The organism is Candidatus Soleaferrea massiliensis AP7, assembly GCF_000820765.1.
GTDB classification, from domain to species: Bacteria; Bacillota; Clostridia; order Oscillospirales; family Ruminococcaceae; genus Soleaferrea; species Soleaferrea massiliensis.
Window position 1 is genome coordinate 47544 of the sequence record NZ_CCYH01000006.1, and the last position, 14529, is coordinate 62072.

Genomic DNA, 14529 nt, shown 5'->3' on the forward strand with positions numbered 1-14529 from the left:
ATGTTAAAAAATTATATTGACTTCATGAATTTGAAGGCTTATAATTTGGATAGAAGTGGTAAGAGTGAGGTATCTCATCTGTCGGAAACGTTACCAAACAGGCCGGGCCGGAAACCGGCTGCGAATTCGGCGCGGGATCCCCTTTGGATGAGGAGAGGAGGCCTTTTTCAGTATAAGAGTCAACCCTGACCAAGCCAATAAGACGTTCAACCAAACCATCACGAACCTTGCAGATCAACAACCATCCAAAAATAAGAGAAAAGGAGACTGAAGATGAAACACAAAAAATTATGGAGCATCCTACTGTGTGCCGCTGTGACGGTGTCAACCTGTGCGCCGCTGACCTCGCTGGCAAGCTTTGATGCGGCGGACAGCGCGCAGGCGATGGACACGGCGCAGAGCGGACCCGTTTCGGAGATTGTCGGAGATGTCCGGGTACAGGTCCTGTCGCCAAGCCTCGTGAGACTCGAGCAGAAAGGCCCGGCCGGATTCGAGGACCGCGAAACCTTCCACATCATCAACCGAGCCGACTGGCCGGGCGACACGCTGACCCGCACCGAAGAGGGCGGCAGCGTGGTTTTGACAACCAGCAAGTATCAGATCATCCTTCCGAAAAACGCATCGGACCTGAGCAGGATCATCATTAAAAATTTTGATGGAAAACGCATTTGGCGCTACACCTCGCTGCCGTCGAATCAGATCGCGCTGCCGGACCGCAGCGAGCATGTGGACGCCTGGGCGATTGCGGACGCGCCGCGCATGGTTCCGGCCGAGTGGGACTTTTCGCCGCAGCCCGCGGACAACGAATACAGAACGGACACCAACGGCTGGGATCTTGAGAACGACGCGCCGGACCTGTATGTCTTCCTTCCGGAAGGCGACAACGACCTGCTGCGCGAGGAGTTCATCAGCCTGACCGGACAGAGCGGCATGCTTCCGCTTTCGGCGTTCGGCACCTGGGACAGCCGCTGGTATGCCTACACCGAGCAGACCGCGCTGAAGCAGATCGACGATTATCTGGATGTCTACAACTTCCCGCTGGACAATCTGGTGGTGGACACCGACTGGCGCGCGGGCGGCGCAACGGTCGGCGCCGGCTATGCCATTGCAGCGGATAAATTCCCGGATATGCCGCGGTTTTTGAGCGCGGCGCATGACCGCAACGTTCAGGTCATGTTCAACGACCATCCGGAACCGACCAAGGATGAAGAGGGCAAAAACAACATGGTCCTGGTCCCGGAAGAGGTGGAGTACCGCTACAGCAATCTGACGAACCTGATGGACATGGGATTGGACACCTGGTGGTATGACCGCAACTGGAGCGTCGCTTTGGTCCCGCCGTCCGGCATCTGCAAAGAGGTCATGGGCATGGCGGTCTTCAACAAGGCGGTCACCGACGCCTATCCGGACCGCAGGCCGTACATGATGTCCAACGTCGACGGCATCAACAACGGCTCCTATGCATATCCGTCAAACATTGCGGCGCACCGCTACGGCATCCACTGGACCGGCGACACCCCGGCCGGCGCGGAATCGCTGCATACAGAGATAGAAAACGCCGTGAAGGCCGGCGCCAACAGCCTGCTGCCTTACGTCTCGACCGACCTCGGCGGCTTCGGCGGCTCAACCAATCAGATTTCACCCGCGCTGTATGTCCGCTGGACACAGTTCTGCACCCTCTCCCCGATCTACAGGATGCACTGTGCGGACGGCTCCACCGGCCGTATGCCGTGGACCAGGGGCGAGGAGGCGCTCGATATCAGCCGCGATTACGCGAATCTGCGCTATCGCCTGCTGCCGGTTTTCTACCAGCTTTCGCACGAGAACTATGAAACCGGACTTCCACTGACCAGAAGGCTCGACTTCTCGCAGCCGGATTATGAGAACGCGTCCCGCGATGACCAGTACCTGCTGGGCGACGACATCCTCGTGGCCCCGGTCTGGGAGGACCCGACCGGCGGCAACGCCGTGCCGGCCGAATGGTTCACCACGCCGGACGGACAGCAGGGCGTCAAGGCGGATTATTACAAGGGCATCGACCAGAACGTCGACTTCGGCGCACTGTCCCCGACGCTCACCCGCACCGAAAAGAACATCAACTTTGACTGGGGCGGCGGTTCCCCGGATGCCGGCAAGCTTGGCAACGACAAATACGGCGCGGTCTTCACCGGAAAGATCACGATTGGGCCGGATTCCGACGTCAAGCTCGCGACCTACGTCGACGACGGCGTGCGCGTCTATATCGACGGCGAGCTGGATATCGAAAACTGGAAGCCGCAGTCTGCGGTTGTCACCGATGGCTGGAAGGTTCTGAAGGCCGGCGAGACCTATGACATCCGTCTGGAATACTTCGAGGATACCTCCAGCGCGGTCTGCCAGCTCAGATACAACCCGCTGACCAGCGAAGGCGCTGAAACGGTTGTGACCCGCGAGGTCTGGATTCCGGAAGGCGAGTGGATCAACACCTTCACCGGCAAGACCGAATATGGACCGAGGACCATCGAGGTTTCGGCCGACACCGACGAGATGCCGCTGTTTGTCAAGAAGGGCGCCATCCTGCCGCTGGCCGACGAGATGCTGAACACCAAGGAGAAGGACTGGAGCCATCTGACGCTCGACGTCTATCCTTCCACCCGCAGCGCGGACAGAACCGAGCTGTATGAGGACGACACCGAATCCAACGATTATACAGAGGGTAAATACCGGACCACCGAGCTTGAAACCTATTTTGACGCAGAGAACGCCAGCACCGTGATCAAGATCGGCGCGGCGAACGGCTCCTTCGACGGCGAACGCTGCTTTGACAGCCGCGACTGGACCATCCGCGTGCACCAGCCTGAAAACTGGGGCGCCTTGCAGAGCGTGAAGCTTGCGGACGGTACATCGCTCAGCTTTACGGCCATCGAACAGGATGCGAACGCGATGCCGTTTGCGGGTGAGGGCGGCTCCCCGGACGGCATCGTCTATGAGATCAAGCTGTCCGGCGCGGTCGACACCGAGCAGGTGCTGAAGCTGGGCTTTGCCGATCCGGCTGACCCGGCTATTCCGGATCTCGAATACGACGAGAAGATCGAACAGGTCGAGGAGCCGGTCGAACCGGCGATCAAGCGCACCATCGCCATCACCGAAGAGATGCCGGCGAACGCCGACCTGACCGAGGCCGGCACGATCGACTGGCTGCATTCCGGCAGCGTGACCGCTGGTTTAGAGGACCGCAAGGCGGGCGTGGAGCCGATGATCTCCTTACAGGTCAACGGCAGCCCGTCGAGACTCAATGACTTTGCGACGAAATTCGCCTGGAGCGACGGCACGGCCAACGCCGCGATGGACCCGACCGCGTCCGGCTCGTATGTCTGGAGCGGAAGCTTTGATATTACGGCGAAATCCGGCCCGGACAAACGGACGCTGACGCTGTATTTCGGCGGCTGGCAGTCCTCCGGACAGCTGGAAATCTATGATGAGAAGGAAGACTTCATCACCGATGTGTACCAGTTCGAGAATATGGACGCCTCCTATTACCGCAAGGTCACCATCGATATGCAGTCGGAGGATACCAGCACGCTGAAGATCAAATGGCGTCAGACCGGCGGGACCGGCAACGTCACCTTCTGCGCGGCGACGCTCGGCGAATACGCGTTCATTCCGGATCCGCCGGAACCCGAGAAGATCGAGGTGACCGACACAATGCCGGGCAGCTACAATCTGACCGACAACGGCACGATCGACTGGCTGCATGTCGGCGCCGCCAATGCACAGAGCTTTAACCGCAAGGCTGGCGTCGAAACCCCGCAGCTCGACCTTACGATGTCCGCCCCGCAGATCCTGCGTCTGGGCGACTACAAGACCGCCTTCAACTTCAGCGACGGAACGCCGACCGCGGCGGTCAGCGGAAACCGCGGCGGCATCTACCTGCAGGGCAGCGGCGAACGCTACTTTGAGCTGACCGCCCAGGCTTCGGCCGAGGAACGGGAGCTGACCTTCTTCATCGGCGGCTGGAAGAGCACCGGCGTGCTTGAAATCTTCGAGGGCGGCGCCGAGGAGCCTGTCTACACCGATACGTTCAGCAATCCCGACGAATCCTTCTACCGTAAAGTGACAGTCCGCTATGAATCCGAAGACGGCACGCCGCTGCGCGTCCGGTATTCGACGACGGCGGGCGGAAACATCACCTTCACCGGTGCGGCGCTGAGCACCGTGAAGAGCACCGAGCTGAAACCGGGCGATGTGAGCGGAGACAATGTCGTGAATATCCGCGACCTGATTCAGATTAAGACCTACATCCTGGGCAGTACGCAGCTGACCGACCGGCAGAGAAGGGCGGCCGACATCAATGGAGACGGACGGGTCAACATTTTCGACCTGCTGCAGATCAAGCTGATGATTCTGAACGGAGAATGGTAATCACTGCCCTTTGGGCGGGAGTATCCGGATGTTGATCCGGTTTCCCGCGTCTACAGCATAGAACGCCTTTCAGCTGAAAAACCGGATGGGAGCGAACGTCTCCCATCCGGTTTGCTCCGTTTCTTGTACAAAGCATATGTCTGAAATTGTTTGATATACTATGTATAAACAATGCATTAAGTTTACTATAGTTTTAATATTGCACAAAAATTGATTTAATAAAAACAATAATTCGAAAAGTGTTGAAATATATGATTTAATTCGATAAAATATAGTTGTCATTTTGCATAGGGAAGCGGTGGGTAATTACAACAGAAGAAAACGATACCATATCGTTCGACCCGTCTGCCGTGTGTTTCCGCACACACCGGAGACAATTTTTCGTTGGGAAAGAGAAAACGTTTCCTGCTGCCAGACACCACCGCCTGCAACCCGGCAACAGAGAGAGCCGACAGAATACGGCATCATTTCATTTTGCAGATCGAAAGGAGAGAGGACAATGAACAGAAAAAAATTGTCAGCATCATCCTGGCGGCGTCTATGCTGTCCACGCTGGCTATGCCCGCCATCACACAGGCGCAGACGCCTGCGCCTGCCTCTGCCGTTCAGCAGATGACCGGACCGGTTTCGGCGGTTGTCGGAAATCTGCGCGTACAGGTGCTCAGCCCCACACTGATCCGTCTGGAGGTCAAGGGCAGTGCTGGATTTGAGGACCGCAGCACCTTTCACGTTGTGAACCGGACAGACTGGCCGGGCGATGCGGTCGAGCAGAGCGAGACCGACAGCCAGGTTGTGCTGACCACCAGCCGGTACCGGATTCTGATTCCAAAGGATGCCGACACCCTCAAGGGGGTCAAGGTCACGACCCATGACGGAAAGGGAATTTGGAAATATACGAGACTGCCGGGCAACAGCGTAAAGCTTCCGGATTTGAACGAGTATGTGCGCACCTGGGAGATCGCGGACACGCCGCGCATGGTCCCGGCCGAATGGGGCTTCTCCCCGATGCCGGAGGATCAGAGCGCGCATGCCGAAACCAACGGATGGGACACCTCAAACGACGCGCCGGACATGTATGTCTTTCTGCCGGACGGCGACAACACGCTGCTGCGCCGGGAATTCATCGAGCTGACCGGCCGCACCGAGATGATTCCGCTCTCGGCGTTCGGAGTCTGGGACAGCCGCTGGTATGCCTACAGCGAGGAGACGGCGCTGAAGCAGATCGATGACTACCACAGCCGCAATTTCCCGCTCGACAACCTGGTTGTCGACACCGACTGGCGCGCGGGCGGCGCGACGGCGGGCGCGGGCTACGATATCAATGAAACGCTGTTTCCGGATATGCAGCGCTTTTTAAGCCGCGCGCATGAAAAGAATGTCAGCGTGATGTTCAACGACCATCCGGAGCCGACCAAAGACGAAGGCGGCGCAAACAACAACGTGCTGGCGCCGCAGGAGGTGCGGTACCGCTTTGACAACCTGACCAGGCTGCTGAACATGGGACTGGACACCTGGTGGTACGACCGCAACTGGTCGGTTACGGTGCAGGCGCCGCAGGGCTACAGCAATGAGGTCATGGGAATGGCGGTCTATGCCAATGCGGTCAGGTCGGTCTATCCGGACCGCCGTCTGCTCATGATGTCGAACGTCGACGACATCAACGACGGCATCTTCCAGCATGACGGCAACATCGCGGCGCACCGTTACAGTATCCAGTGGACCGGTGACACCCAGCCCGGCATGGAATCGATGAAGCGAGAGGTCGGCAACGCGGTGCATCAGGGCGCGAACTATGCGCTGCCGTATGTCAGCACCGACCTGGGCGCCTATTACGGCGTGATGGACAACCAGTCCAAGGCCGAGTACATCCGCTGGATCCAGTTTGGCGCGCTTTCCCCGATCTACCGTGTGCACGGCAAGAACGACGGCCATATGCCGTGGCTCAAGGACCAGGAGACGCTCGACATCTGCCGCGACTACGCCAATCTGCGCTACCGCCTGCTGCCGGTCTTCTACAGCCTGTCCCATGAGAACTATCAGACCGGGCTGCCGCTGGTCAGAAGGCTGGACTTCAACTATCCGCAGTATGAAAGCGCAGCCCGCGAGGACCAGTATACGCTCGGAAACGACATCCTCGTGGCGCCGATCACCGAGGATACCGGCGAAATGGGGCTGCCCGTCTCCAAAGAGATGTTCACGACGCCGGACGGCGAGCAGGGCATCCGGGCCGAGTACTACAACAACAAGGAGCTTTCCGGCGAACCGGTCCTGACCCGGACCGAGGACAACATCCACTTTGCCTGGCAGAAGGGAAGCCCGGACCCGGCGGTCAACGCAGACGCATTCAGCGCGGCCTTCACCGGCTTTCTGACCGTCGGCGATTACGACATCAAGTTGCAGGGCTTTGTGGACGACGGCATACGGGTCTACATCGACGATGAAAAGATCATGGACGACTGGAAACCGCAGTCCGGGCATGTCGTGCCGTCCGACAAGGTGCTGGAAGCCGGCAAAACCTATAAAATCCGGGTGGAGTACCTGGAGGACAAGAACACCGCGACCTGCCAGCTCAACTATGTCCCATCGGTCATCCGGACCGTCATGACCCGCGAGGTCTGGATTCCGGAAGGCGAATGGATCAACACCTTCACCGGCGAAACGGTTTACGGCCCGCAGACCATCGAGGTCTCCTGCGATACCGACGAGCTGCCGGTCTTTGTGAGAAAGGGCGCGATTCTGCCGCTGGCCGATGAGATGCTGACCACCAAAGAGAAGGACTGGAGCCATCTGACGCTGGATGTCTACCCATCCACCCGGCAGCAGGGGACATCCACCCTGTATGAGGACGACACCGAGAGCACGGCCTATGAAAACGGGGCATACCGCACCACCACGCTTTCCACAAGCTTTGACGCCGAGAACAGGCAGTCGGTGGTTTCAATCGGCGCGGCGGATGGAAGCTTCAGCGGCGAGCGGGCGTTCAGCCGGCGAGACTGGACCATCCGGGTGCACCAGCCGGAGAATTGGGGTGAGCTGCGGGCGGTCACCTGCGGCGGCGAAGAGCTTGCGTTCCAGAAGATCGAAGCGGACGCAGACGCCATGCCGTTCGAAAATGCCGGCGGTGCGCGGGACGCGGCGGTCTATATGATCACCTTCAGCGGCGATGTATCCGAAGCAAAGGAGCTGCGCCTGACCTTCGACAACCCGGCCGATGCGCAGATCCCGGATGGAGACTACGATCAGAAGGTGCCGCTGAAGGACAAAGGATACATCGATGACGGCGAGTTCTATGAAAGCCCGGTCAGCCGTACGGTCACCGTATCGGAGGTTCCTGCGGCGCTGAACCTGACGGATGAGGGCCGGCTTGACTGGCTGCATGCCGGCTACGGCGGTGTCGGCGGATTCGTGCAGAAGGCGGGCGTCGAGGAGCATCTGCTGACCTTCTATAAAAACCTGACCGACATCCGCCCGCTGAAGGACTACAGGACGAAGTTTTCCTGGCGTGACGGCGACGCGGTGGAGACGGCCCGGGATACCCAGACCGGCCTGTATACCCGCAACCAGGGAGATTCCTTTGAACTGGAGATCCGCTCCGACGCGCGGTCCCGGGACGCGGTGCTGTACGTCGGCGGCTGGCGTTCGGCCGGCACACTTGAAATCTATGATGAGACCGAGAAGGAACCGGTCGATGTTTACCGCTTCGAGGATATGGGCGGGTCCTATTACAAAAAAGTCACCATCCGGCTGGACAGCGAGAAAAAATCCAGGCTGACGGTGAAATACACGCTGACCGAAAAGGAACGCAGCTCCAGCAACATCACGTTTACGGCCGCGACGATCCAGAATACGCCGGTGGTGGGCGACGCAGACGGCGACGGAAAATTGGGCGTCACCGACCTTATTCTGCTCAAGCAGCATATCCTGGGCCGGATACAGCTGGACGGTAAGACCTGCACGAGCTGCGACGCAAACGGCGACGGACGGATCAATATTTTCGATCTGGTTCTGTGGAAGCTTGCGATCCTGAAAGACTGATAGCACCATTCTCTTTCTATATTCTTTTCCAAAGAGGGCCGCGGCAGGTTTCTGCCGCGGCCCTCTTCAATATGTCAGATAAACCGTAATCGGATGCTGTGCGCTGAGCTTGACAGCCTTTCTGCCAATCTGCCTTGGCAAGGAGGATTCTACACCCGGACAGCATGCGGCAAAGGCCTTATAGGCCCATACAACCCGGGCACGCTGCGGCGATAGGGAACCCGCCTTCAGCAGGAAACAGAAACGCGGCACGGCCGGCGCATCGGGAAGCATTCCCGCCGCAGGCGAGAGATCAGATGCAATTGGGGCCGGACTGCTGTATATTGGTGAAGATGGAACGATACGCCTCAAAAAGGCTGGTGAAATGGAACAAATTGAAGAATATTTTTTAGTCAAAGTGATGAATTTATCGTTTGTATGAATCTATTATGTATATGGATTGACATATACAGCGGCCGGTCGTATAATAAAATTGAATATTCACGGCCGTGAAACATTTTGTGGAAAATTAGCCTGAAGTCTATGAATAAAATGCAAAGTGCAGTCCGCCGCCGGATGTGGGAACCGTTTTCCTGTATGAGATTACAGTATGTGGAAGCGAAACGATATGCGGGACGGCGCGGGCGTGAATGATGAAAGGCATTGAAAAGAGAAAGGTAGTGCAGTATGAAAAAGAAACTGTTGGCAGTCCTGCTGACCCTGTCGATGGCGGCTTCGGCCTTTGCTCCGGCCGCCGGCGCGCTCCAATCGGACGCCGGATACATCCCGAAGCTCGGCAGGGACTCTATCGAAGACATTTTGAAGGTTATGACGGTGGAAGAGAAGGCGTCGCTGCTGAGCGGCACCTACCGCGAAGCCGAGGACATCCCGGATGAGGATGGGGAATCGGGCGCGCTGACCCACACCGTGGACACCACGGCGGGTTATACGCAGGGCATTTCGAAGTACGGCATCCCGTCGGTGCTGCTGCCGGACGGACCGGCAGGCGTGCGTATCTCGAATACGACCGACCCGGATGGAAACAAAACCTATGCGACGGCCTGGCCGATTGCGACGCTGCTGGCGTCCTCCTGGGACACGCAGCTGGTCAGCGACGTCGGACGCGCCTTCGGCTCCGAGGTCCGGGACTTCGGCACCGACCTGCTTCTGGCGCCGGCGCTGAACATCCAGCGCAACCCGCTGAACGGACGAAACTTTGAATATTACTCCGAAGACCCGCTGGTTTCCGGCAAGATGGCCGCGGCCATGACCGCAGGCATTCAGGAGAACGGCGTCGGCACGACCATTAAGCACTTTGCGGTCAACAGCCAGGAAACCGACCGCAAGGATGTCGACTCGATCCTGAGCGAACGCGCGCTGCGCGAAATCTATCTGCGCGGCTTTGAGATCGCGGCAAAAGAGGGCAAGCCCTGGGCGGTCATGTCCTCCTACAACAAGATCAACGGCACCTACACCGCGAACGAGCCGGAGCTTCTGACCGATGTGCTGCGCGGAGAATGGGGCTACGACGGTCTTGTCATGACCGACTGGAACCAGAAGGGCACCATGGTCGACGCCATCCATGCCCAGAACGACATCGTGATGCCGAAGGGCGACTACAAGAGCATTGTCACGGCCTACAACGCGGGCGAGCTTTCCATGGAGGAGATCGACCGCAGCGTGGCCAATATTCTGGCAATGGTGGAGAAGACCCCGACCTTCCAGGACTATAAAAACAACGGCTATAAGCCGGGCGGTTTCACCTTCAGCCGCCGTCCGGACAGCGAGACGAACGCGCAGATTTCGCGCGAGGCGGCTTCGCAGGGCATGGTGCTTCTGAAGAATGACGCATCCGCGCTGCCGCTGAAGATGGAAGAAGGCAAGAACGTCGCGCTCTACGGACGCAACCAGACCAGTCCGGTCAAGGGCGGCACCGGAAGCGGAAACGTCAACGTCCGGCGCATCGTCAGCCTGCGCGAGGGCTTTGCCAACGCGGGCATCGCGCTGAACCAGGACGTCGTCAAGATGTACGACTCGAACAGCGGCGAATTCACGGTCAGCTATGAGGACGCGGCGAAGCAGGCCGCAGACCCGAAGACCGGGAACGCGGTCATCGCGATCGGCAGGAATTCCGGCGAGGGCGGCGACCGTCAGGTCGACGAGGGAGACTACTATCTGACCTCGGATGAGAAAAATGTCATCAAGAACGTCTCCAGGGCGTACCACGACGCAGGCAAGACCGTCACGGTGGTGCTGAACGTCGCGGGCGTCATCGAGATGCAGAGCTGGCAGGACGACGTCGACGCGATCCTGCTCGCGTGGCAGCCGGGACAGGAGGTCGGCGACGCGATTGTCGACGTGCTCTCCGGCAAGGTCAACCCGTCCGGCAAGCTCGCGCAGACCATTGCGAAGAGCTATGAGGACTACCCGTCCGCGGACGATTTCCCAGGCCTCAACCTCGAAGCTTACTACAACGAGGACATCTATGTCGGATACCGCTACTTCTCCACCTTTGACAAGGAAGTGGCCTATCCGTTCGGATACGGACTCTCCTATACCACCTTTGCATACAGCGACGTCAAAGCGGACAGGAACGTCTTTGACGGTTCGGTCACCATCACGGCAAAGGTCACCAACACCGGCGACGTGCCGGGACGCGAAGCGGTCCAGCTCTACCTGAGCGAACCGCAGGTCAAGCTGGAGAAGCCGGCCATCCAGCTCAGGAGCTTTGCGAAGACAAGCCTGCTGCGGCCGGGCGAATCCGAAGAGGTCTCGATGACCCTGACCGCCGAGGACTTCAAGAGCTACGATGAATCGGCCGCGCAGTGGATTGTTGAGCCGGGCAGCTACCGCGCCTATGTGGCGGCGTCCTCCGCGGATCTCAGGGGCAAAGCGGATTTCACGGTTCCTGAAGAGATCGTGGTCCAGCAGGTGGAGAACAAAATGCAGCCTGAAAAGGAGCTTGACAGGCTGACCTCCAGCCAGTCCGCCACCATCATCACCGAGGTGACCGCCGGCGGCCAGAAGGTCACGGCGCTTGCCATCCGTTACCCGGAGCAGGTGTTCCATCAGACCATCGGCAGTTCGACCTATCAGGTAAATGCGGCGGTCAACGGCGAAACCGCGCCGCGCACCGTCAAAAGGGTGTACACCAACAGCGAAGCGGGACTTTCCGACACGCCGAAGGCGGGACGGTATGTCATCATCGAGCTGGATGAGGCGGATAAGAACGCCGCGACCTGCTACTATGACGGCAGCCGCACGCAGGTGTCCAGCTACAGCTATGACGTCAAACAGAGCGGCGGCCTGCTCTCGATCACCGGCAAGAACATGGGCCTGCCGGATTTGAGCGGCGGATTTGTAACGAAGAACCTCGTCGCGGATGATTTCTCGGCGAAATCCATCCAGAACGGCGATTTCACGATGAATTACCGTTTCTACCGGCCGAAGAATATGATGAGCCGCAAAAAATATCCGCTGGTCATCGCGCTGCACGGCTCGGGTGAACGCGGGGACAACAACGTCACGCAGATTGCCGCGAACAAGCTGGCGGTGGCGTTCGCACAGCCATCCCAGCAGGAGAAGAACAAGGCGTATGTCGTCGCGCCGCAGGTGCCGGGCGATCTGCGCTGGAATTCCCCGGAGGTCGAACAGGCGCTCCTGAAGCTGATCGACGAGCTCATTGCGGGCTATAACATCGATGCGGACGCGGTCTACATCACCGGCCTGTCGATGGGCGGACAGGGCACCTGGAACATGATCACCAAGTATCCCGAGAGGTTCGCTGCGGCCATGCCGCTGTGCGGACGGCTCGACGACACAATCCGTGACAACCTGAAAAACGCGGTCAGTCTGCCAATCAGCATCTTCCATGTAAACGGCGACCCGTCGGTCCCGGTCGAAAACAGCCGGGAGGCCTACAGCACCCTGCTGGAACTCGGCAGCCAGAACGTCACCTACACCGAATATGAATCCGACCATCCGGGGCTCGTTTCGGGCAATGCGCATCACGCGTGGGAGATCGCCTATGACGATACCGACGTGCTGGACTGGATGTTCGGCTATTCCAACAAGTATCTCGACAGCTCCAACAAGGTCGTCAAGATCGAGGGCGAGGACTATCTTGCGATGTCCGGCATCCAGCTGCAGAAGTGCAGCGACGTCGGCGGCGGCATGAATGTCTGCTACATCGACGCGGGCGATTGGATGGACTATGAAATCAATGTCAGCGAAGCGGGCAGCTACAACTTCAAATTCCGCGTATCCAGCAGTGCCGGCAAGGCCTCGGCCATCAAGCTGATCATCGATGATCAGGAGATTGCGAATATGGATGTGCCGAATACCACCGATTACCAGAAGTACATCAATGTGCCGGTGAACGGCGTCCAGCTCAGCGAGGGCGTGCACCGTGTGCGCATCTATGCGAATACCAGCGGCTGGAACCTGAATTACTTCACGGTTGGTTCGGTCAACGCGGGCAACTATGTCCAGCTCAGCGAAACCGATCCGGTACAGTTCGAAGCGGAGAACTACGACGACATGTTCGGCCTTGGAACCGAAGCCTGCTCGGACGCGGGCGGCGGGCTTAACCTGAGCAGCTTCAATGCGAACGACTGGGTCGAGTATAAAATCGACGTCCCGGCGGACGGCATGTATAACCTGAAGCTGCGCTATGCGGCCAACGGCAACAAGAACCCGGCTCTCAGCGTTGAAACGGCGGCGAACTACCGGTTCACCACCAATCTGGCGACCACCGGCGGCTATCAGGTCTGGAAGGATTTCGAGATCACGAACATCCCGTTGAAGGCCGGCAAGCAGGTATTTCGGCTCAACGGCCTCAACTCCGGCTTCAACCTCAACTACATGTCCTTCACACCGGTTGAACGGGACAGCGAAGGCTATCATGAAATTAATCTTTCTGAGCCTGTCAAAATGGAGGCGGAGGAATTCTCCAGAATGTACGGCATCAACACCGAGGCGTGCAAGGATGAAGGCGGAACCCTCAACATCGGCGGCTTCCATGTCAACGACTTTGTCGAGTACAAGCTCGATGTGAAGGAAGCGGGCGACTATGACATCATCATCCGCTATGCGTCCAAGAACGGCTCCTCGACCGGCTTCACGCTGACCACCGAGGACGGCTACAGGACGTCGGTCTATCCGCCGGCGACAAACGACTATCAGGTCTATCAGGATATCCGCGTCAAGAGCGTGCCGCTCAAAGCGGGCAGACAGGTGCTGCAGCTTTACTCCTACGGCACCGGAACCAACATCAACTACTTCACGTTCCAGAAAGCAGTCAGCGTGGACTTCGAGCATCCGGTCGGTTCCGGCACAACGGTCATCGAGGCCGAGGACTGCAACGTGCTGCAGAACGCGATTCTTGCCACCGCCGATACGGCCAGCGGCTATTATCTGGCCTATACCAGCGAGGCGACCCGTCTGGACTACAAGCTGGATGTCGAGCGCGCAGGTGTCTATGACATCAACCTGAAAGCGGCCTGCGGCAACACCGCCGGCAAGATCGACGCCGTGGTGCTGCAGACAGCCGACGGTTCCCAGTACATGACCAGCATCCCGTACACCGGCGGCTGGTACGATTTTAAAGATGTCACGATCAAGAATGTGGCGCTTTCCGCCGGACCGCAGGCATTCAGGATCATCTTCAAGGTTGGAAGCTGGAACTTCGATGCGCTGTCATTTGACCTGAAGGTCTCCGACGTTGTGGACGGCGTGGCTGTCGTCGCTCCCCAAACCACAGTCGATACATACCTCGCGTCGCTGGAGCTTTCCAATGGCGACGTGGTTATGATCCAGAACAAGGATGGCGAACTGCTCACCGGCGGCGATTATCTTGGAACCGGCAGCATCGTCCGCTTTATGAACGGCGAGATTGCCGAATACAGCTATAGGATCGGCGTGAAGGGCGATGCGAACGGCGACGGCTTCATCAGCGTCATTGATCTGGTGCTTGCCAAGGCCATGATTCTGCGGGCCAGCCCGGACGACATCTATAAAGATATGGCGGACTTCAACAGCGACGGCGAGACCAACATCTTCGACCTGGTCCTGATGAAGCTCGCAATTCTGAAAGGATAACATCTCTCCTGACAT

At 58.5% G+C, this 14529-nt stretch carries 3 protein-coding genes; all 3 read left to right on the forward strand.

What is annotated here, in order from left to right:
* Positions 1-273: 273 nt before the first annotated feature.
* The 3 genes from BN348_RS01380 (at position 274) to BN348_RS12815 (ending at position 14514) form a co-directional block, all read left to right on the forward strand.
* Positions 274-4401 carry a TIM-barrel domain-containing protein gene (locus tag BN348_RS01380; RefSeq protein ID WP_040195733.1) on the forward strand — a complete coding sequence of 1376 codons (4128 nt, stop codon included), beginning with the start codon at positions 274-276 and terminating at the stop codon, positions 4399-4401.
* Positions 4402-4785: 384 nt separating this feature from the next.
* Positions 4786-8436: a TIM-barrel domain-containing protein gene (locus BN348_RS01385; RefSeq protein WP_040195734.1), complete on the forward strand. Its 3651-nt coding sequence runs from the start codon at positions 4786-4788 to the stop codon at positions 8434-8436.
* Between the two features lie 666 nt (positions 8437-9102).
* Complete coding sequence (locus BN348_RS12815; RefSeq protein WP_052446607.1) at positions 9103-14514, forward strand: carbohydrate-binding protein; 5412 nt, start codon at positions 9103-9105, stop codon at positions 14512-14514.
* Positions 14515-14529: the final 15 nt, after the last annotated feature.